Below are 19,727 nucleotides of genomic sequence, written 5' to 3'. Positions count from 1 at the left end.
ACTCTGGGCAGGGATCAACCGCGCAGCACGGACAAATGACGCACGCACTCATGCGAAAGGCCTGGCCCATGGGTATTCGGAGCTTGTTGCGCAAGGTGTTCGGACGGTCTGCGGAACCGGTTCCGGAAACTACGGACGCCACGTCGGCGGCTGTCCCCAACCAGGCGGAACGCAACCCCTTGGATGCGGCCGCCGACCTGGTGGCGGCGTCGTTCGACAACCCGACGGTCCCCCCGCAGTCCACGCGGGACCGCGAGCCCGGCACGGTCCTCACGGCCCCCGCCCCGGCCGCCGACCCCACGGTCCCGGAAGCCCGCCGCCCCACGCCTGCGGTGTCGCCTGCGGCGAAGCCCGACGGAGAAACCCCGCCCGCCGCCGAGGCCGAGGTTCCGGCGGAGCCGGCCGAGGTGTCCGCGCCGCAGGCCGACGCCCCGGCCGAGCCGGAGGCCGCTCCCGCGGCAGAGGCCGTCGAGCAGCAGCCCCAGGCGGCAGCCGACGCCCCGACGGAGCCGCAGGCAGAAGCCGACGCCCCGACGGAGCCGGAAACCACCCCCGCAGCGGAGCCGCAGGCGGAAGCCGACGCACCCCAGGCGCAGGACGCAATCCCGGCGGCAGAGCCGGCCGAGGCGGCCGCGCCGCAGGCGGACGCCGATGCGCCCCAGGCGCAGGACAACGCCCCGGCCGAGCCGGAGGCCGCTCCCGCAGCGGAGCCGCAGGCGGCAGCAGACGCGCCGCAGGCCCAGGACGCAATCCCGGCGGCAGAGGCCGCCGAGCAGCAGCCCCAGGCGGCAGCCGACGCCCCGGCGGAGCCGCAGGCAGAAGCCGACGCCCCGGCCGAGACGGACACCACCCCCGCAGCGGAGCCGCAGGCAGAGGCCGAGGCCGACGCCCCGGCCGAGCCGCAGGCAGAGACCCCGGCGGAGCCGCAGGCAGAGGCCGAGGCCGAGGCCCCGGCCGAGCCGGCGGCGGACGAGGTGCAGGCCGGGCCGGCTCATACGGCGGCAGCCGTGCGGCGGCGGGCGCCCGAGGTGGCCGCCGCGTACAAGGCCGCCGGCCAGGTGCTCCGCGGCAAGGGCAAGGCCGGCGCCCGCGCCAAGGTCTACCTCGTCCTCGACCGCTCCGGGTCGATGCGCGGGTTCTACAAGGACGGCAGCGCCCAGTACCTCGCCGACCACGCCCTCGCCCTCGCCGCTCACCTCGACGACGAGGCGACCGTGCACACCGTGTTCTTCTCCACGGAGGTGGACGGCACCGCCGACCTGTCCCTCGACACCCACTACGGCTCCTGGGTCGAGGGCCGCCACGCCGAGCTCGGCCGGATGGGCCGCACCAGCTACCACGTGGCCGTCGAGGCCGTCGTCGCCCGCTACCGCGAGGACGGCGGCGAGGGCCCGGCCCTGGTCGTCTTCCAGACGGACGGCGCCCCGGACAACCGCCAGCCCGCCCGGCAGGCGCTGACCGACGCCGCCGCCGCGGCCCCCGGCATCCACTGGCAGTTCGTCGCCTTCGGAGACCACGACTCCAAGGCCTTCGACTTCCTGCGCAAGCTGGACGCCGAGAACGCCGGCTTCTTCCACGCCGGGCCCGCCCCCACCGAACTGACCTCCGCGGCCCTCCTCAAGGGCGTCCTGGAGAAGTTCTAGAAGTTCCCGCACGCGAAGGGGCCCGGGGTCGTCGACCCCGGGCCCCTTCGTACGGCTACCGCCTACCGTTCACCGCTCAGCGCGCCGCGTCCGGGTGGACGGACTCGGCGACCGGCTTGGCGTCGGCCGCCTTCGTCTCGACCGGCTTGCGCAGCGCGATGTTCAGTTCACGCAGACGGGCCTCCTCCAGGACCGTCGGCGCGCCCATCATCAGGTCCTGCGCGTTGCCGTTGAGCGGGAAGGCGATGGTCTCGCGGATGTTCGGCTCGTCGGCCAGCAGCATCACGATGCGGTCCACGCCCGGGGCGATGCCACCGTGCGGCGGGGCGCCGAGGCGGAAGGCGCGCAGCATGCCCGCGAACTCGCGCTCGACGGTCTCGGCCTCGTAGCCCGCGATCGCGAAGGCCTTCAGCATGACCTCGGGCTCGTGGTTGCGGATGGCGCCGGAGGACAGCTCGATGCCGTTGCAGACGATGTCGTACTGCCACGCCAGGATGTCGAGCGGGTCCTTCTCCTCCAGGTCCTTCATGCCGCCCTGCGGCATGGAGAACGGGTTGTGGGAGAAGTCGATCCGGCCGGTCTCCTCGTCCTTCTCGTACATCGGGAAGTCGACGATCCAGCAGAAGCGGAAGACGTTCTCCTCGAAGTGGCCGGCACGCTTGGCGGCCTCGACCCGGACCGGGCCCATGATCTTGGAGACCTCGTCGAACTCGCCCGCGCCGAAGAACACGGCGTGGCCGGGGACCAGGCCCAGGCGCTCGGTGAGGACCTTGACGTTCTCCTCGGTGAGGAACTTGGCGATCGGGCCGGTCAGCGAACCGTCCTCGCCCACGCGCACCCAGGCCAGACCCTTCGCGCCCAGCGAGACGGCGAAGTCGCCGAGGCCGTCGAAGAACTTGCGCGGCTGGGCGGCGGTGTCCGGGACGGCCAGGGCGCGCACGTGCTTGCCGGCGAACGCCTTGAACTCCGAGGCCTCGAACACGTCGGTGATGTCGACGAGCTCCAGCTTGGCGCGCAGGTCGGGCTTGTCGTTGCCGTACTTCAGCATCGACTCGCGGAACGGGATCCGCGGGAACGGCGAGGTGACCTCGCGGCCGCCGCCGAACTCGGTGAACAGCTCGGTCATCAGGCGCTCGATCGGCTGGAAGACGTCCTCCTGCTCGACGAAGGACATCTCCACGTCGAGCTGGTAGAACTCGCCCGGCGAGCGGTCGGCGCGGGCGTCCTCGTCGCGGAAGCAGGGCGCGATCTGGAAGTACCGGTCGAAGCCGGAGATCATCAGCAGCTGCTTGAACTGCTGCGGGGCCTGCGGCAGGGCGTAGAACTTGCCCGGGTTCAGGCGGGACGGCACCACGAAGTCACGGGCGCCCTCGGGGGAGGTCGCGGTGAGGATCGGGGTCGCCATCTCGTTGAAGCCGAGCGCCACCATCTTCGAGCGGATCGAGGCGATGACCGCCGAGCGCAGCATGATGTTGCGGTGCATGCGCTCACGGCGCAGGTCGAGGAAGCGGTACTCCAGGCGGCGCTCCTCGTTCACGCCGTCGTCGGTGTTGATGGTGAAGGGCAGCGGGGCGGCCGCGCCGAGCACCTCGACCTCGGAGACCTCGATCTCGATCTCGCCGGTCGGCAGCTCCGGGTTGATGTTGTCCGCGCCGCGGGAGACGACCTTGCCGTCGATGCGGACGACGGTCTCCTTGGAGACGCTGCTGAGGGCCTCGTTCGCGGCGGTGCCGGGGCGGGCGACCAGCTGCGTGATGCCGTAGTGGTCGCGCAGATCGATGAAGAGGATGCCGCCCAGGTCTCGACGGTTGTGCAGCCAGCCGCTCAGTCGGACGTCGGCGGCGACGTCAGAGGCGCGGAGCTCGCCGCAGGTGTGGGACCTGTACCGATGCATCAGTCATCCAGTTCTACGCGATACCAGGGTGGATTCAACCGACCCAAGGTTACCGTCCGGGACGGTGACGGGTCGGGCACTGGGGCCCGCCTGCGCAAATACACCCGGCAGGGAGCGAACAGGCACGTATCGGATGCGACCTGTAAAGATGACCGGGTGCGTACCGAGGATGTCCTGGCCGCCGTCGCCACGGGTCTGTGGCGATGGGACAACGCCTCCGGGACGGTCTCCCTCGACGGGGAGGCCGCCCGGCTCCTCGGGCTGCCCGCCGAACCGGTGGTCCTGCCGGAGGCCGCCGTACGGTCCCGTTTCCACCCGGTGGACTGGAACGAGATCAACGGGATCGTCAGCCTGGCCGTCGCCGAGGGCACCCTCGCCGAGGCCCGGCTGCGGATCATGGACGTGGACGGGCGGGTGCTGCGGACCGTGCGCAGCCGTTCCAAACCGCTTCAGCGGTGGTCGGCCGACGGGAGCCCGGACTACGAGCTGATCGGCACCATCCAGGAGATCGCCGAGCCGCAGCCGGGCACCACGGCCGTCCACACGCCCATCACGGGCGACTGGCGGCGTTCCCGCGAGGCCTTCCTGCTGGACGCGGGCCGGGCGCTGGCGGAGGCCCGGTCCACGGCGGAGGTGCTGCGGGTCGCGGCCTCGCTGTCGATGCCGGGCTTCAGCCCCGACGGGCTGGCCGTCTTCGGCGTGGCAGGGGACCGGCTGTCCGTCATCGGGCACCACGGGCACGACGCCGGGGACGAGGGCCCCTTCACGGACATGCCGCTGGAGACGGACTACCCGGCCGCGGAGGTCGTCCGTACCGGCCGGGCGATCTACCTTGCCTCCCCCGAGGACTACAAACGGCGCTTCCCGGCCACCTGGCCGCTCGCCCAGCGCTTCGACCGGGTCTCCTGGGCCTTCCTGCCGCTGATCGTGGCCGGACGGACCATGGGTGCCTGGATGGCCGCCTTCAAGCAGCCCGCTTCCTTCTCCCCCGACGAGCGGTCCGTCCTGACGACCGTGGCCCGGATGCTCGCCCAGGCCCTCCAGCGGGCCGGGGTGGCCGAGTCCGAGCGGGAACTCACCACCGGCCTCCAGCGGTCGATGATGCCGCAGCTCGGCCCGGAGATCCCCGGCATGCGGATCGCCGCGCGTTACGTCCCCACCGGCGGCGGGCTCCAGGTCGGCGGCGACTGGTACGACATGATCCCGCTGCCGTCGGGCCGGTTCGCCCTGGTCATCGGCGACGTCCAGGGCCACGACGTCCGGGCGGCCGGGCTGATGGGCCAGCTGCGGATCGCCGTACGGGCCTACGCGTCCGAGGGGCACCGGCCGGACGCGGTGCTCTCGCGCGCCTCCCGCTTCCTCGCCGGGCTGTGCGCCTCCCAGGAGTCCGGCGCGCAGGAGGACCCGGACGTGCAGAGCCCGCGGTTCGCGACCTGCCTGTACGTGGAGTGCGACCCGCGGACCGGAACGCTGGAGGTGGCCCGCGCCGGTCACCCCGACCCCGCCGTGCGGATGACCGACGGCACCGTCCTGATGCGGCCCACCGCCGGCGGGCTCCCCCTCGGGATCGTCCCCGACACCGACTATCCGACCACCCGGTTCACCCTGGAGCCGGGCGAGACGATGATGCTGTGCACCGACGGGCTCATCGAGACCGGCGGGCACGACCTCGACACCGGCTGGGCCCGGCTGCGCGCGGTCCTGGAGGCCGGCACGCACGAGGCCGGCGGCCACGAGGACGGGCACCTCGAAGCACTGGCCGACCTGCTGGTCCAGGCCGTGCACGGACCGTCCTCGCACCACACCACCGGCCCGCTGGCCGATCGGCGCGAGGACGACATAGCCGTGGTCCTGCTGTGCCGCGAGGGCGCGGCCTGCGGCTGCGGCGCCCCGGTGGCGCACCCGGCCCGGCCGGCCCGCCGCACCATGCTGACCGTGGCCCAGGCGGAACCGGAACGCATCGCGGGCGCCCGTCGGCAGGTGAGGGAGCTGCTGCACGACTGGGCCGACGAGGAGCAGCTGGACGCGGTGGTGCTGATGGTCTCCGAGATGGTGACCAACGTCCTGGTGCACACCGACGGCGACGCCCTGCTGGTGGCGGAGGCGGTCGGCGAGCTGGGGGAGCGCCGGCTGCGGGTGGAGGTCGCGGACTCCAGCGACGAACTCCCGCACAAGCGGCACCCGGGGGAGATGGCGTCCAGCGGCCGCGGGGTGCTGCTGATGGAGATGCTGGCCGACGCGTGGGGCGTGGACCCGCGCGGCGAGGGCAAGTCGATCTGGTTCGAGCTGTACGAGCAGTCGAAGCGGCCGGACACGTAGGAGCGGGCGGACGCGTAGGAGCGGCCGGACACGTAGGAGCGGGCGGAGGCGTATTGCGGTCCGGCCCGGGGCCGTTGCGAGGCCACGTGGTTGGATGACGCCGTGCCGAACTCCCTTCTCCCCGAACCGGTGCGGCGGCTCGCCGCCTGGTGCGCCGTCGTCCTGCTGGCCACCGCCGTCCTCGCCGTCGGCGTATGGCTGTGCACGGTCCTCCAGACCGTCGTGACGCCCGTACTGCTGGCGGTGCTGGGCACTGCCCTGCTCGGGCCGATGCACCGCCGTCTGGTGGGGATGGGGGTGAACCGCTCGCTGGCCGCGGCCCTGACCTGCCTGGCCGTGGTGGCCGTCGTCGGCGGGGCCTCGTACATCGTCGTACTCGCGCTCATCGAGACCGGCGACCAGATCATCGACGCACTGCGGCGGGCCGGCCAGATGCTCGCCGAGCACTTCGGGGCTGTGGGCACCTCGCTGGAGGACATCACCGCGAACTCCAAGGACCTGCTGACGAAGTTCGGCAGCACGGCCGCGTCCGGTGTGGTCGCCGGGCTCAGCGTGGTGGGCTCGATGCTGGCGATGGTCCTGCTCGCGATGGTGCTGATCTTCTTCTTCCTGCGCGACTCCGACCGGGCCGTGGTCACCCTGCGCTCGGTCGTGCCGAGCCGTTCCGGGGACCTGATGGAGGCGATGGGGCGCCGCGCCTTCGAAGCCGTCGAGGGCTTCATGCGCGGCACCACCTTCGTGGCCCTGATCGACGGCGTGCTGATCGGCGTGGGTCTGCTGATCCTCGACGTACCGGGCGCGCTGGGCCTGGCCGCCCTGGTGTTCGTGACGGCCTACATCCCCTACCTCGGGGCGATCCTCTCGGGCGCCGTCGCGGTCCTCGTCGCCTTCGCCGACCGCGGCTGGGTGATCGGCCTGTGGGCGCTGGGCCTGGTGCTGCTGGTCCAGATGATCGAGGGGTACGTACTGCAGCCTGTGGTGCAGAGCCGCACGGTGCAGATGCACCCGGCCGTGGTGATGCTGGCCATCACCGCCGGAGCGAGCGTCGCCGGGATCCTCGGCATGCTCCTCGCGGTCCCGCTGACCGCGGCGGTCTTCGGCGTGATCTCGGAACTCCGCGCCCGCTATGCCGAGGCGGAGCAGGCGCCGCAGCCGGCGGACCCCGCCTGACGGACTCCACTACGACGGCACGGGCCGCGCCCCCGGAAGGGGGGCGCGGCCCGTGCCTGCTCCGTGGCCCGTCGGCGTCAGTCCTCGTCCGCCTGGCCCGCGCCGCGGTGGCCGAGGCCGGTGCGGGCGGTGGTGGGGATGCGGCCGAGCCGGCCCGCCTGGAAGTCGTCGAAGGCCTGCTGGAGCTCGTGCTTGCTGTTCATGACGAACGGCCCGTAGTGCGCCATCGGCTCACGGATCGGGCGCCCGCCGAGGAGGACGATCTCCAGGTCCGGGGCGCTCAAGTCCTGGGACTCGTCCGCCCGTACGGTCAGCGATCCGCCCTCGCCGAAGACGGCCGTCTGCCCGGTGTGGAGCGGCCTGCGGTCCTCGCCGACCGACCCGCGCCCGGCCATCACGTACGCCAGGGCGTTGAAGTCCTCGCGCCACGGCAGGGTGATCTGTGCGCCCGGTGCGACGGTCGCGTGGATCATCGTGATGGGCGTGTGGGTGATGCCGGGACCCTCATGGCCGTCGATCTCACCGGCGATCACCCGGAGCAGCGAGCCGCCGTCCGGGGTGGACAGCAGGGTGACCTTGCCGCCGCCGATGTCCTGGTAGCGCGGGGGCATCATCTTGTCGGAGGCCGGCAGGTTCACCCACAGCTGGAGGCCGTGGAAGAGACCGCCGCTGACGACGAGGGACTCCGGCGGGGCCTCGATGTGCAGCAGGCCCGAACCGGCGGTCATCCACTGGGTGTCGCCGCCGTTGATGACTCCGCCGCCGCCGTTGCTGTCCTGGTGGACGAAGGTTCCGTCGATCAGGTACGTGACGGTCTCGAAGCCGCGGTGCGGATGCCACGGGGTGCCCTTCGGCTCGCCCGGCGCGTACTCCACCTCGCCCATCTGGTCCATCATGATGAACGGGTCGAGGTACTGGTAGTTGATCCCGGCGAACGCGCGCCGGACCGGGAATCCCTCACCCTCGAACCCACTGGGAGCGGAGACGACAGCCAGCACCTTGCGCGGGACGGCGGCCTGCGGCTCGGCCACTCGCGGGAGCGTCAACGGGTTCTCAACAGTCACTGCGGGCATGGTCAGGACCTCCTTCTGATCCGAGTTTAGTTGAAACTCGAACTTTCTGCCACCCGTCAGAACGCAGACCCCCCACCTTCCATTCCCGAACCGGCACCCCGCCCCGGCGACACACGGTCCGTGACATGCAATCGACACAGCGCGACCTGAAGATCACGATCCACTTCCGGTGCCCGACACCTCGTCCTTCACACCCGCACACCTTGATAGAACTGACGTCCAAGGCGACACCACGATCTCGAGGACACCACGGGGGAGACGATGGGTTTCGACGAGGAATGGGCCCAACTGCGCACGGAAGCAACGGCACGCCAGAACCCCGCCATGCGCCTGAACCAGCTCGCCGCACCGGACGGCGGCGGAGGCGGAGGCGGCTCGGCCGACTTCGGCAGCGACGAGTCGAAGAAGAAAATCGCATCCGGAAAGCTCGGCGGCGAGGTCAAGACGCAGACGGAGAGCGCCGCGAAGAAGGCAGACGAGGAGACGGCCGCCGCCATCACCGCCTTCTCCGGCTGGGACGCGGCGGCGGGCCTGAAGACGGTCGAGACGACCTGGGACAACCAGGTCAAGAACCTGCTGAGCCGCCTGGCCACGGAGTCCCACAACCTGGCCGCCACACGGCGGATGTTCCTGGGTCAGGACAACGAGATATACAACGGCTTCCGCCCGCTGCTGAAGCCCGCGCCCGAGCCGGGCGTCGAGGCATACCGCTGAGAGGGGAGCAGTAGACCATGGGACTCACGTACAAGAAGGTCATGTCGACCCAGTACGACAAGCTCACCGCCGCGGCGAAGGCCTGGGACGACATGGCGGGCGACTTCAAGAAAGCGGAATCGGCCTACGCGGCCGCCACCCAGGGGCTGGCGCAGGGCAACACCACCTGGCAGGGCATAGCCCAGGGCGCCGCGTACACGAACTTCGCCGGCACGCAGTACGAGTACGGGGCCGCGCAGACGCAGGCGAAGGCCGTCGCGGGCCTGCTGCGGGACGCGCACGGGCAGTTCACGGAACTGAAGCAGCGACTGGAGTCGGTGGTCGCGGACGCCCGCAAGGCGAAGATGGCCGTCGACGACGAGGGCAACGTCCGCCCCGACCTGACCGCCCAGGAACGCTACGCGTACGTCCACGACCCCGACGGCCAGAAGCTGCTCGGGGAGTGGAACAAGGCGGCCAACGACTGGGCCGACCAGATCAAGAAGTACGTCAAGGCCTTCGAGGACGCCGACGCCGGCGTGAAGATGGCCCTGGACGCCGCCGTGAAGGACAGCAACAAGGACCGCATCCCCGGCGGCAAGGACGCCACGGGCAGCGGCTTCAACGCGGGCGCGAAGAGCGACATCGAGCAGTACGAGCTGGAGCACGTCAAGGACGTCGCCACCCGGCTCAACAGCGGCGCGACCGTACCGAACGCCGACGTCGAGGCGCTCAACCGCATCATGCGCGACAACAGCAACCCGGCTTTCAAGCACCACACGGAGTTCGGCCGGGACTTCGTGGGCGTGCTGGGCGCCGAAGGCACGATCAAGCTGGCCAACACGCTCAACAACGTCGCGCACTCGGGTGATTCCGGCCGCAAGGGCCTCTACGGCGACACCAACAAGGCGCTGGCCAACACCCTCTCCAACGCCACACAGATGGTCTTCGTCGCAGGGCAGAAGAACCCCGCCTACGGCACCAAGGAGTACCAGCAGGCATTCGAGAAGTGGTCGAAGACCCCCGACGCGAAGTTCTACAACGACTTCATGGGCGACCTGAAGAAGGCCGGCCTGGACAAGTTCGACCTGGACGTCGCAGGTGACAAGGCCCCCATGACGCGCGGCCAGGGCCAGGAGATCCGCGGATACCAGGGCCTGGTCACCCTCATGCAGCAGGGCAGCGGCTACTCCCCGCAGTTCCTCGGCGACCTCACCGACCAGATGATCGACGCCGAGAAGAAGGACAAGGACGTCTGGGACCTGCACGGCACGTTCGAGGGCAAGAAGGACGGCTGGTTCGCCAACGACCCCGTCGACGGCGCGCTGGGGATCATGAGCCGCGACCCCGCGACGGCGACCGGATACCTCGACCCGAACGCCGACGGCGACAAGAACCGCCTGGAGCACCTGCTGACGAAGCGGGACTGGGACATCGTCAACACTTCGGACTGGCGCGGAAACATCGAGATATCCGGCAACGACACCTTCGACAAGGACGTCCGGACCGGCCTGGGCCTCGCCCTCGAAGCCGCCACGACGGGACGCCCGCCGGGGTCGCCGGGCGAGGAACTCGGCCGCCACAGCGAGGCCGAGGCCCGCATCATGCACGACACGATCAACCTCCTCGACTACGGCGACAGCAACGGCAAGGACGACAAGGGCGAGCTGAAGGCGAACGGCGACGGCCTGCTCAAGGACAAGGACGAGGGATACGCGAACGTGCGCGGCCCACTCGCGAGAGCGTTGTCCTCGTACTCGCCTGACATCGTGGACATCATCGCGGGCGACACCCCGGCCGACGTCGTCGGTGCGGACAACGCCCTCGCCGACGGCGACCAGTCCCAGATCCAGAACAGCAGAAGCAGCCTGATCCGTGTCCTGCGCGGCGTATCGGAGGACCCCGAGAACTACTTCCTCCTCCACGAGTCCCAACGCCGCTACATGGCGGAGCAGCTCAGCACAGAGGACCTGTCGGCCCCCGAGGCAGTCAAGAACCGTGCTGCGAAGATCGGCGAGGTCAACGGCGTCATCAACGCCATCGGCGGCGACATCCAACTCAGTGAGCGCGATGCGGAGCTCAGCGCCAAGACGGACACACGCGTATACGGCTACCACGTCATCGGCGGTGCTGTTACCGGCATCCCGGTTGTCGGGGACATGGCCCAGCGAGTGGTCGACGGATGCTGGAACGAATGGCTCAAGGCGGCCACCGCAGAAGAGGGCCTGCTGGCGCGCGAGCGCATCAGCTCGGGCAACGACGCAGCTCAGAAGGACCTCAGGCAGTTCTTCACGAGCTGGGGCACCGAAAGCGGGCAGTCGAACGACATGGTCGGCGCCGCTCAACGCGAGGCACTGCAGAGCTATACCAGTGGGCGTCAAGATGCTTACGACGCGCTACGAGAGAAGAAGTGACGCCCATGGCCGCGAACACAACACCATCACGTCGGTGGCCCCTGGCCGTCGGACTGGCCGCAGTCCTCACTTTCGCCTGCTGCGCTGGTCTGCTCACCTGGTGGAACACCGATGCACTGGGTCCGAGTCGCTTCTGCGCCGGCGCCCTGCCCTCAACCGAGGTGGACTCCGTACTCGCAGGCCGGGGCAGGATGGTCCAAGGAGGGTTCTACGAGGAGTCCGGGCCGTACTACAGCTTCACCTGCACGGTGCAGCGCACCAACAAGTTCCTGAGCGATGACCAGCCCAAGGTGGAGGCGGAGCTGTCCTTCGACAGCGCAGACTTCGCCCTGGTCGGTTACCCACTATGGAAAGACGCCTCCGCCCTCTCCTACTTCGTCGGCGGAGCGACCGGAGCGGCCTCCGAGACACAGGCATGGGTGCTGCTCCCCACGGACTGCCCCCTCGCGATGCGGCCCAACTCAAAGCCTGCCGACGTCCCCGTGCTCAAAGTGAATCTCGTACAAGGCCGGACAACCCCCGAGGCCCTCGCCCGGGTGGCGATGACCAGCGCCCGCCACGTGGCCGGCGGCCTCGGCTGCACGGATACCGGCGCGTTGAAGGACCCCGCACGCCTCCAGGGACCGGCCGGTACGCCGCAGCCCACTGATCCGGCCCGTGCCTGCGGGATACCGGGCTTCCGGTTGCCTGAGGCTGCTCTGGTCACGGGCAAAGCAGAGCCGGGAACCGAGCGCATCACGGGCAAAGACGCCCGGACCCAGGTGTGCGGCCTGAGCCTGCAAGGACCCGGGGCCCCGCTGGTCACTCTGTCGGTCAGCGACGACCCCGTTCTCACCCAGGCAGTACGCCGCGATCAGACGGCCACCCAGGGGCGCTCCCGAACCGTCACCCCCTGCACGACCGGTGACCTGTACATCGGCATGGAGTACAACGACACCTACAGGGACCTGCTCCTCGACGAGGGAATGGACAAGGCGTCGCAGGCCCGCACGACACTGTTCGAAGCATTCGCCAACGCCGTGACCGCGGAGCGCGGCTGCGGGACGCCGAAGAGCTGATGACGGAGGCACGGGCAGTGGATGGGCGTTCCAGGCGGACGTGGTTTGTTTCCGTGGCGGGGGTTTCGGCGGCGGCGGTCGTCGCCGGGCTGTTCGTGTGGTGGGACACCAATGTGTTCGGCTCCACGGAGCTGTGCGCGGGGAAGCTGACCGGCGAGCAGGCCGAGTCGGTGCTCGACACTCGGGGCCGTATCTCGGACGACGCGCGGAAGGGCGACGGTGACGGCGCGGCATTCCGCTGCACGGTGAGCCGCACCAGCAAGGTCACGGGGGCCGAGGAGCTGGAGATGGTGGTGAGCACCGACGTGAACACAGCCGATTTCCAGTTCAATACGCACGTCTGGAAGAACGCCTCCGGCATGTCCTTCCTGTCGGGAGAAGTCACCGGGGCGGTCTCCGGGAGCCGGGGCTGGGTGCTGCTGCCCGAGAAGTGCCGGAAGGAGGTCGCTGCCGTCGTGTGGGGCATACCCGAGGATTCCGACCAGGTTCCCTTTGTCCGGGCAGAACTGAAGAAGGGAACAGTGGAACCTCAGAAGCTCGCGAGCGTGCTCCTGGACACCGCACGCAAGGTCGCCGCCACCGCCGGGTGCGCCGCCGACGCCCCGGGCCCGATGCCGAAGCTGCGGCAGCCCACCGGCCCGGAGGCGATCCCAGCGGATTCGGTATGCGGGATTCCCGGTTTCCGGCTGCCGGAGAGCGCCGTGCCCAAGGATCAGGACACCGCACGGCTCGAAGAGCAGCGCACCAGCGGAACACCCTCGGGTTCCTGGACCTGCGACCTCTACCTGTCCGGTGAGGCCGCGGCGCAGGTGTCGTTCGCTTCCAGCCTCGATCCGGCCATCGTCAACGACGGCTTGAAGACCAGCACCAGGTTCCGCGAGCTGGCGGACGGCACGGGTGTGGCGGACGGATCGCGTCGGGCCGTCCTGAAGTGCGGAACCAAGGACGTCTATTTCGGCGTGCGCTGGGACATCGTCTACCCCCGGACGCTCAAGGACACGTACAGGTCGGGCCAGGCCTTCCGGGACGTCTTCCGAGCCTTCGTCGACGCCGCCGGAAAGCAGCACGGCTGCCCCGCCGTGCAGTTCCCGTCCGGCTGAGCGGCCCATCGGGCCCGCAGGGCCGGTTGCCCACCGGCCCGCCCGGTGTGATCGACTGCCGTTCGTCCACCGTTGCCCACGAGAGGGATACATGACCGCTGACGCGCAGGGCCCTGACACACCCGACACCGCGACCGCCGTACCGGCGCGCTCCGAGGAGCAGCGGCAGGCCGGCCGCGTGGAGGGGTGGTCGATCGCGTGGATGCTCCTGGCCATGGCCGTCTGGGGATGGTTCCTCTTCCTGATGCTCGCCGACTACGGCCCCGAGTACGGGGGCAGACCCGAGTGCCGGGGCCCGCTGGTCGGCCCGCTGTCCGAGGACCGCTCGTGCCGCGACGCACTGCGCGAGTGGCCCGCGCTGCTGGGCATCCTCGCGCTGGCGGTCATAGCGACCGTTGTCGCGGCAGCCACCACCGTGTACGCCAAGGTCCTCACCCGCCTGTCAGGCCGCGAGTGGCCCGGCGCGCGGCCGCAGGACTGAGTCCGCGGCCGCGCTCCGGACCGTCAGCCGGTCACGGTCCGACGATGCGCAGCGAGTTGTAGGGCGTGAGGTCCACGTCGACATACGTCCACGGTGCGATGGTGATGTCGCAGTTGGTGCCGTTGGCGTTGCGGCAGAGCTGTGCGTACCAGCCGGGCGACTGGTTGTTGAAGACGCGCTTCACGCCGTACTGGTTGTAGAAGGGGTGGTTCCCGCGGCTGAAGTACTCCTTGGGCCAGCCGTTCCAGTTCGCACCCCCGTAGATGCACGCGGCGCCGTAGGAGCAGTTCGCATAGGTGCCGCCCGCGGCCGCCGCGCCGGCCGGGGACGCCGCCAGGACCCCCGTGCCCAGCGCCATCACCCCCGTGGCCGCGACCGCCGCGAGCTTCGTGCGTATCGACGTACGTGACATCGCAGTCTCCCTTTCCGTCGGAGCGGGTTTCCCCCGCCGCACCGATGCTCCGACGGCGGACGCCCGGCCCGCGATGCTTTCGGGCGTCGCCGAAACGTTCAGCCGCCGCTGTGCAGCAGGTCCACGCCCAGGCCCGTCGCCGAGTGCAGGACCGCCTTGCCGTCCCGCCGGGTGGTGATCAGGCCGGCGGCGCGCAGGGTCCGGGTGTGCTCCGACACCGACGGCAGGCTGATGTCGAGGTCCCGGGCCAGCTCACTGGTGGTGCGCTGCTGGACCAGCAGCTGAAGCACGGCCGCCCGGGTACGCCCCAGCAGCGCGTCCAGCGCGCCCTCCGCCGGGCCGGGGCCGACCAGTGGCAGCGGGGTCATCGCGGGGTACAGCAGCACAGGGCGCCCCGAGGGGTGCTCGGCGAGCAACGGGCGCCCCGTCCAGAACGGCGAGGGCATCAGCAGCAGGCCCCGGCCCGCCAGCCGGATCTCGTACGCCGGGTCCCGGTCGACCTCGAAGGCCGTACCCGTCCAGCCCGCCGCCGGGTGCGTGCTCGCCAGCGCCGCCCTGATGCCGTGGCCGGCCAGCAGGCGGGTGCGCCAGGCCACGTCCGCCTGGAAGGACTGCCGGATGCGCGGCCAGTGCGGGGCGACGAGCACCTCGTAGGCGGACCGCAGCGCGCTGTCGAGCTGGTCCCACGCCTCGCGGTCCTGGCCCCACAGCGCACGCAGCCAGGACCCGCCGCCGGGGGCCCGGGCGGTGACGCGGCCCAGCTCCTCGGGGGCGAGCCGCGCGCCCGCCTCCCGTACGGCGGCGAGGCCTTCCTCCAGGGTGCGCGCGTACGGCTCGACGAACTGCGGGTTGTCGCCGTCCGGGCGCAGCAGGTCCAGCACGGGGCGCACCCTGCCCGGCAGCCCCTGCGTGGCACGGGACCGCCAGCGGCCGAAAACGGCCGCCTCGTCGGTGCGCTGCGCGGCGACCAGCGCCATGGCCAGCTCCACCATCGGCAGCGGCTCGCTCGCGAACGTGACGTTGAACAGGTCCTCGGCGGTGAAGTGCACCCTCAGCAATACACCCGCCCCCCGTCAGGTCCGGCGTCTAGCCATACATGCGGCGCATGGCGAAGTCGACCATCTGCTCGACCGCCTTCGCGTCGAAGACCATGCGGTGGTCGCCCTCCATGTCGAGGACGAAGCCGTACCCGGTCGGCAGCAGGTCGATCACCTCGGCGCCGGTGATCACGAAGTACTTGGACTCCTTGCCGGCGTATTGGCGCAGTTCCTTGAGCGTGGTGAACATGGGGATGACCGGGTGTTGCGTGTTGTGCAGCGCCAGGAATCCCGGGGTCTCGCCGCGCGGGCAGTAGACCTTCGAGGTCGCGAAGATCTGCTGGAAGTCCTCGGCGGACAGCGACCCGGTGGTGAAGGCCCGCACGGCGTCCGCGAGGGAGGGCGGGGACGGCTCCGGGTACAACGGCGGCGCCTGCCCGTAGCCCTGCTGGGGCTGCTGAGGGGCGTACTGCTGCTGGGCACCCGGGTTCTGGTCATAGCCGTACATGCGGCCCACCCTACCGAGCGGCCGCGCCCATACCGGCCGGTACCGGCCACCGATCCCCTCCGGGGTGCGGTCAGGGGGCCTTGAGTGAGGCCACGAACGGCACCCAGGCCGCGGCGCCGATCATGACCACCCCGCCGTCCGGCCTCTTGGAATCCCGAACGGGGACCACCCCGCTCAGCCCGTCAGCCACCTCGACGCACTCCCCGCCGGTGCCATTGCTGAAGCTGCTCTTGCGCCACTGGGCCGCGCCGAGGAAGCCTTCGGCCACCTCGACGCAGTCGCCGCCCGTGCCGTTGCTGAAGCTGCTCTTGCGCCAGGTCGCGGCGCTCAGGTCAATTCCGCTGCTTGCCATCTCGGTAGCCCTCTGCCGCGGCGTCGAGGAGGGCCAGGGACGCCTCCGGCGGCAAGGCGGCGGCCCTCAGCAGATCGTAAGACCTGCGGTACTCCTTCACGAGGGCCGGAAAGTCGATGAGTTGCCCGCTGTGCAAGCTCTCCACGTAGACCACGGGCGGCGCGTCCGGGAAGGTCATCAGCTTCGCCATGCCCATCATGAGGGCGTGCGCGGCGGTCGTTTCCGGCACGACTTGCAGAATGGACCTGGTCCGGCGGACCACGGCCGCGATGTGCTCCAGCAGCTCCGCCATCTGCGGTGCCGGCAGAGCCGGGCGGCGGATCACCGACTCGTCCAGGACGGCCCAGAAGGCGGGCGGGCATTCCGCGTCGAAGAGCTTCGCCCGGCCCATCCGGGCGGCCACCAGCTTCTCGATCGTCTCGTCGGTCGCCCGGGGCATCGCGGCTCGGCTGATCGCCCGCGCGTACGCGGGGGTCTGGAGCAGCCCCGGGACGAGCATCGGGGCCCACTCCTCGATGGTCTCGGCGAACGGCTCCATCTCCGCGACATCCGCGAAGTATTCGGCATACCCGGACTGCCTCGCCCGCCGTGCATCTTCACAACGCCGCTCGAAAAAGCCGTCCGTCCCCAGCCGTGCGTCCACGTGCCGGGCCAGGTCCAGCGGCATCCGCCGTTCCCCGCGCTCGATCTGGCTCAGGAACGGCACGCCCCGGAAGCTGCCCTCGGCCAGCTGGTCGAGCGTGAGCCCGGCCGCTTCCCGCTTGTAGCGCAGCTCCGCGCCGTAGAACGACGGCACATTCGCCGACGCGTCCGGGTCCTTGCGAGCCGGCACAACCCACCACCGCCATTTGCCACTTGTCCAGCGCAACCGGAAACCCTTCCCAAGGTACGCGGCGGGGCGCCAGCCTGTGAGGACTTCGTCACACTCCGCCACGGAAGGGTCTGCCATGAGCGACCACACCCACGACCGCGAGGCCGCCGCGGCCCTCGACGCGCTGCGCGGCGCGCTCGCCGCGCACGGGATCACCCTGCCCTCGCTGGACCTGCACCTGCCCTCCTACGCCGGGCGCTACGGCACGCCGCCGCTGATCACCCTCGGCAACTGCAGCGCCGCCACCGCGCAGCGGATCGCCTCCGCGCTGGCGAAGCCGTGAACGAGCTCGTGATCCGGCTGAACGCCACCGCCCGGGCGGCCCGGACGCTGCGGCACGCCGTGCGCGAGCACCTCGGCCCGGAGTCCGGCGACGCCGAGCTGTGCGTCACCGAGCTGCTGGCCAACGTCGTCCGCCACCTCGGCGAGGGCACGCCCGTCACCCTGCGGATCAGCGGAAGGGCAACCCGTACGCGGGTCGAGCTCACCGACCCCGCACCGGCGGCCCGGCCCGTACGGCGGGAGGCGGGCGCGGCCGACGAGTCCGGGCGCGGGCTCGCCCTGCTCGACGCCCTGGCCGCGCGGTGGGGGGTCACGCAGAGGCACGGCACCAAGACGGTGTGGTGCGAGCTTGACCCTGGTCACAGTCGGCGCGGAAGGGTTGCCGTTATTACCGGCGGGTAGCATCATGTTGTTACCGATTGGTATGTACGAGGAACCTGTCTCCCCGAGCCTTAACGGAGCCGTCGCCATGGGGCACTACAAGTCGAATCTCCGCGACATCGAGTTCAACCTCTTCGAGGTGCTCGGCCGCGACCAGCAGTACGGCACCGGTCCGTTCGAGGAGATGGACACCGAGACCGCCAAGAGCGTTCTGTCCGAGATAGCCCGCCTCGCCGAGAACGAGCTGGCCGAGTCCTTCGCGGACGCCGACCGCAACCCGCCCGTCTTCGACCCGGAGACCAACACGGCGCCGGTCCCGGCCTCCTTCAAGAAGAGCTACAAGGCCTTCATGGACTCCGAGTACTGGCGCCTCGGCATCCCCGAGGAGATCGGCGGCACCGTCTCCCCGCGCTCCCTCGTCTGGGCCTACGCGGAGCTCCTGCTCGGCTCGAACCCGGCCGTGTGGATGTACTCCTCCGGCCCGGCCTTCGCCGGCGTCCTCCACGAGGAGGGCAACGAGGCGCAGAAGAAGATCGCGCAGATCGCCGTCGAGAAGCGCTGGGGCTCCACCATGGTCCTCACCGAGCCGGACGCCGGCTCGGACGTGGGCGCCGGCCGTACCAAGGCCATCCAGCAGGAGGACGGCTCCTGGCACATCGAGGGCGTGAAGCGCTTCATCACCTCCGGTGAGCACGACATGGAGGAGAACATCCTCCACTACGTCCTCGCCCGCCCCGAGGGCCACGGCCCGGGCACCAAGGGCCTGTCCCTCTTCCTCGTCCCGAAGTTCCACTTCGACTGGGAGACCGGCGAGCTGGGCGAGCGCAACGGCGTGTACGCCACGAACGTCGAGCACAAGATGGGCCTCAAGGCCTCCAACACGTGCGAGATGACCTTCGGCGACCAGCACCCTGCCAAGGGCTGGCTGATCGGCGACAAGCACGACGGCATCCGCCAGATGTTCATGATCATCGAGTTCGCCCGCATGATGGTCGGCACGAAGGCCATCGCGACGCTCTCGACGGGCTACCTGAACGCGCTGGAGTACGCCAAGGAGCGCGTGCAGGGCCCGGACCTGGCGAACTTCATGGACAAGACCGCGCCCAAGGTCACCATCACGCACCACCCCGACGTACGCCGCTCGCTCATGACGCAGAAGGCGTACGCCGAGGGCATGCGCGCCCTCGTCCTGTACACCGCGACCGTCCAGGACGAGATCCAGGTCAAGCAGGCCGCGGGCGAGGACGCCTCCTCCCTCATCGGCCTGAACGACCTGCTCCTGCCGATCGTGAAGGGCTACGGCTCGGAGAAGTCCTACGAGCAGCTCGCGCAGTCCCTGCAGACCTTCGGCGGCTCCGGCTACCTGCAGGAGTACCCGATCGAGCAGTACATCCGCGACGCCAAGATCGACACCCTCTACGAGGGCACCACGGCCATCCAGGGCCAGGACTTCTTCTTCCGGAAGATCGTCCGCGACCAGGGTGCCTCGCTGAACATCGTCTCCGAGACGATCAAGAAGTTCCTGGCCGAGGGTGTCGGCGGCGAGGAGCTGGCCGGCGCCCGCGACGCGCTCGCCAAGGCCGCCGTGGACCTGGAGGCCATCGTCGGCCAGATGATCGTCGACCTCACCGCCACCGGCGAGGACGTCAAGAACATCTACAAGGTCGGCCAGAACACCACCCGCCTGCTGATGGCCTCCGGCGACGTGGTCGTCGGATACCTGCTGCTCAAGGGCGCCGCCGTGGCCGCCGAGAAGCTGGCCACGGCCTCCGCCAAGGACGTCCCCTTCTACACCGGCAAGATCGCCGCCGCGAAGTTCTTCGCCGCGGAGGTCCTCCCGGGCGTCTCGGTCCAGCGCCAGCTGGCCGAGGCCGTCGACAACTCCCTCATGGAGCTCGACGAGGCCGCCTTCTAAGGCGCCCCGCCCCACCCGCAGCAAACGCTGCGCCCGCACCCGCACAGCGGCCGGGTCCCCCGCACAGGGACCCGGCCGCTGCCGCGTACCCGGACCCCCCACCAGGGCCCTGTACTGCGACTTT

18 protein-coding genes are annotated in these 19,727 nt (G+C 70.3%); 11 read left to right on the top strand and 7 right to left on the bottom strand.

The genetic code is table 11. The features are described 5' to 3' along the window. Nucleotides 1-179 precede the first annotated feature (179 nt). Complete coding sequence (locus AAT21_RS38075; protein WP_327152742.1) at nucleotides 180-1,643, top strand: VWA domain-containing protein; 1,464 nt, start codon at nucleotides 180-182, stop codon at nucleotides 1,641-1,643. Between the two features lie 76 nt (nucleotides 1,644-1,719). Here AAT21_RS38075 and aspS read toward each other — a convergent pair whose 3' ends face one another. Next, complete coding sequence (aspS, locus tag AAT21_RS17055; protein ID WP_046777728.1) at nucleotides 1,720-3,537, bottom strand: aspartate--tRNA ligase; 1,818 nt, start codon at nucleotides 3,535-3,537, stop codon at nucleotides 1,720-1,722. A gap of 156 nt (nucleotides 3,538-3,693) precedes the next feature. On the opposite strand from aspS, the gene AAT21_RS17050 reads away from it, so the two are divergent. Together AAT21_RS17050 and AAT21_RS17045 are read left to right on the top strand one after the other, a co-directional pair. Then, complete coding sequence (locus tag AAT21_RS17050) at nucleotides 3,694-5,856, top strand: SpoIIE family protein phosphatase (RefSeq protein WP_046777727.1); 2,163 nt, start codon at nucleotides 3,694-3,696, stop codon at nucleotides 5,854-5,856. Nucleotides 5,857-5,958: 102 nt separating this feature from the next. Then, nucleotides 5,959-7,026, top strand: a complete 1,068-nt coding sequence (locus AAT21_RS17045) for an AI-2E family transporter (protein WP_046777726.1) — start codon at nucleotides 5,959-5,961, stop codon at nucleotides 7,024-7,026. 77 nt (nucleotides 7,027-7,103) lie between these two features. Here AAT21_RS17045 and AAT21_RS17040 read toward each other — a convergent pair whose 3' ends face one another. Next, nucleotides 7,104-8,099 (bottom strand): pirin family protein, encoded by a 996-nt coding sequence (locus tag AAT21_RS17040; RefSeq protein ID WP_046777725.1) that lies wholly within the window; start codon nucleotides 8,097-8,099, stop codon nucleotides 7,104-7,106. Between the two features lie 261 nt (nucleotides 8,100-8,360). Here AAT21_RS17040 and AAT21_RS17035 point away from each other — a divergent pair, with 261 nt between their 5' ends. The 5 genes from AAT21_RS17035 (at nucleotide 8,361) to AAT21_RS17015 (ending at nucleotide 13,845) form a co-directional block, all read left to right on the top strand. After that, complete coding sequence (locus AAT21_RS17035) at nucleotides 8,361-8,813, top strand: hypothetical protein (RefSeq protein ID WP_046777724.1); 453 nt, start codon at nucleotides 8,361-8,363, stop codon at nucleotides 8,811-8,813. 17 nt (nucleotides 8,814-8,830) lie between these two features. Beyond that, nucleotides 8,831-11,206, top strand: coding sequence for a PPE family protein (locus tag AAT21_RS17030; RefSeq protein ID WP_235438897.1), 2,376 nt, complete (start codon nucleotides 8,831-8,833; stop codon nucleotides 11,204-11,206). A 5-nt stretch (nucleotides 11,207-11,211) separates the two neighbouring features. Then, nucleotides 11,212-12,264 carry a hypothetical protein gene (locus AAT21_RS17025; RefSeq protein WP_157879729.1) on the top strand — a complete coding sequence of 351 codons (1,053 nt, stop codon included), beginning with the start codon at nucleotides 11,212-11,214 and terminating at the stop codon, nucleotides 12,262-12,264. Between the two features lie 53 nt (nucleotides 12,265-12,317). Further along, nucleotides 12,318-13,364 (top strand): hypothetical protein, encoded by a 1,047-nt coding sequence (locus AAT21_RS17020; RefSeq protein WP_046777723.1) that lies wholly within the window; start codon nucleotides 12,318-12,320, stop codon nucleotides 13,362-13,364. Between the two features lie 91 nt (nucleotides 13,365-13,455). Continuing rightward, nucleotides 13,456-13,845, top strand: a complete 390-nt coding sequence (locus tag AAT21_RS17015) for a hypothetical protein (protein ID WP_046777722.1) — start codon at nucleotides 13,456-13,458, stop codon at nucleotides 13,843-13,845. Nucleotides 13,846-13,876: 31 nt separating this feature from the next. Here the strand turns inward: AAT21_RS17015 and AAT21_RS17010 are convergent, their stop codons facing one another. From AAT21_RS17010 to AAT21_RS16990, 5 genes are all read right to left on the bottom strand, one after another. Beyond that, nucleotides 13,877-14,257 (bottom strand): hypothetical protein, encoded by a 381-nt coding sequence (locus AAT21_RS17010; RefSeq protein ID WP_046777721.1) that lies wholly within the window; start codon nucleotides 14,255-14,257, stop codon nucleotides 13,877-13,879. 98 nt (nucleotides 14,258-14,355) lie between these two features. After that, a complete protein-coding gene (locus tag AAT21_RS17005; protein WP_079025758.1) occupies nucleotides 14,356-15,306 on the bottom strand; it encodes an ArsR/SmtB family transcription factor in 951 nt (316 codons plus the stop codon). 37 nt (nucleotides 15,307-15,343) lie between these two features. Further along, entirely contained in the window at nucleotides 15,344-15,802 is a 459-nt protein-coding gene (locus tag AAT21_RS17000) for an SseB family protein (RefSeq protein ID WP_046777719.1), read from the bottom strand. A 70-nt stretch (nucleotides 15,803-15,872) separates the two neighbouring features. After that, nucleotides 15,873-16,154, bottom strand: coding sequence for a DUF397 domain-containing protein (locus AAT21_RS16995; RefSeq protein WP_046777718.1), 282 nt, complete (start codon nucleotides 16,152-16,154; stop codon nucleotides 15,873-15,875). Next, nucleotides 16,135-16,986: a helix-turn-helix domain-containing protein gene (locus AAT21_RS16990; RefSeq protein ID WP_046777717.1), complete on the bottom strand. Its 852-nt coding sequence runs from the start codon at nucleotides 16,984-16,986 to the stop codon at nucleotides 16,135-16,137. The genes AAT21_RS16995 and AAT21_RS16990 overlap by 20 nt, the downstream gene beginning before the upstream one ends. A 115-nt stretch (nucleotides 16,987-17,101) precedes the next feature. Here AAT21_RS16990 and AAT21_RS16985 point away from each other — a divergent pair, with 115 nt between their 5' ends. From AAT21_RS16985 to AAT21_RS16975, 3 genes are all read left to right on the top strand, one after another. Next, on the top strand, nucleotides 17,102-17,308 hold the full coding sequence (locus AAT21_RS16985) for a hypothetical protein (RefSeq protein WP_046777716.1): 207 nt from the start codon (nucleotides 17,102-17,104) through the stop codon (nucleotides 17,306-17,308). Further along, nucleotides 17,305-17,709 (top strand): ATP-binding protein, encoded by a 405-nt coding sequence (locus tag AAT21_RS16980; protein WP_046777715.1) that lies wholly within the window; start codon nucleotides 17,305-17,307, stop codon nucleotides 17,707-17,709. The genes AAT21_RS16985 and AAT21_RS16980 overlap by 4 nt, the downstream gene beginning before the upstream one ends. Before the next feature lie 67 nt (nucleotides 17,710-17,776). Next, nucleotides 17,777-19,603, top strand: coding sequence for an acyl-CoA dehydrogenase (locus AAT21_RS16975; RefSeq protein ID WP_046777714.1), 1,827 nt, complete (start codon nucleotides 17,777-17,779; stop codon nucleotides 19,601-19,603). The last annotated feature ends 124 nt before the right edge of the window (nucleotides 19,604-19,727 follow it).

The sequence above is a fragment of the Streptomyces yangpuensis genome (assembly GCF_001005295.1).
Lineage (GTDB): Bacteria > Actinomycetota > Actinomycetes > Streptomycetales > Streptomycetaceae > Streptomyces > Streptomyces yangpuensis.
The sequence above is the reverse complement of the archived record's forward strand: the minus strand, read 5'-3'. Positions and strand labels throughout refer to the sequence as shown.

What these genes read in the sequence shown, in the direction of transcription:
- aspS (WP_046777728.1), bottom strand. Translation starts at nt 3,537, where the DNA reads ATGCATCGGTACAGGTCCCACACCTGCGGCGAGCTCCGCGCCTCTGAC.
- AAT21_RS17040 (WP_046777725.1), bottom strand. Translation starts at nt 8,099, where the DNA reads ATGCCCGCAGTGACTGTTGAGAACCCGTTGACGCTCCCGCGAGTGGCC.
- AAT21_RS17035 (WP_046777724.1), top strand. Translation starts at nt 8,361, where the DNA reads ATGGGTTTCGACGAGGAATGGGCCCAACTGCGCACGGAAGCAACGGCA.
- AAT21_RS17030 (WP_235438897.1), top strand. Translation starts at nt 8,831, where the DNA reads ATGGGACTCACGTACAAGAAGGTCATGTCGACCCAGTACGACAAGCTC.
- AAT21_RS17025 (WP_157879729.1), top strand. Translation starts at nt 11,212, where the DNA reads ATGGCCGCGAACACAACACCATCACGTCGGTGGCCCCTGGCCGTCGGA.
- AAT21_RS17015 (WP_046777722.1), top strand. Translation starts at nt 13,456, where the DNA reads ATGACCGCTGACGCGCAGGGCCCTGACACACCCGACACCGCGACCGCC.
- AAT21_RS17010 (WP_046777721.1), bottom strand. Translation starts at nt 14,257, where the DNA reads ATGTCACGTACGTCGATACGCACGAAGCTCGCGGCGGTCGCGGCCACG.
- AAT21_RS17000 (WP_046777719.1), bottom strand. Translation starts at nt 15,802, where the DNA reads ATGTACGGCTATGACCAGAACCCGGGTGCCCAGCAGCAGTACGCCCCT.
- AAT21_RS16995 (WP_046777718.1), bottom strand. Translation starts at nt 16,154, where the DNA reads ATGGCAAGCAGCGGAATTGACCTGAGCGCCGCGACCTGGCGCAAGAGC.
- AAT21_RS16985 (WP_046777716.1), top strand. Translation starts at nt 17,102, where the DNA reads ATGAGCGACCACACCCACGACCGCGAGGCCGCCGCGGCCCTCGACGCG.
- AAT21_RS16975 (WP_046777714.1), top strand. Translation starts at nt 17,777, where the DNA reads ATGGGGCACTACAAGTCGAATCTCCGCGACATCGAGTTCAACCTCTTC.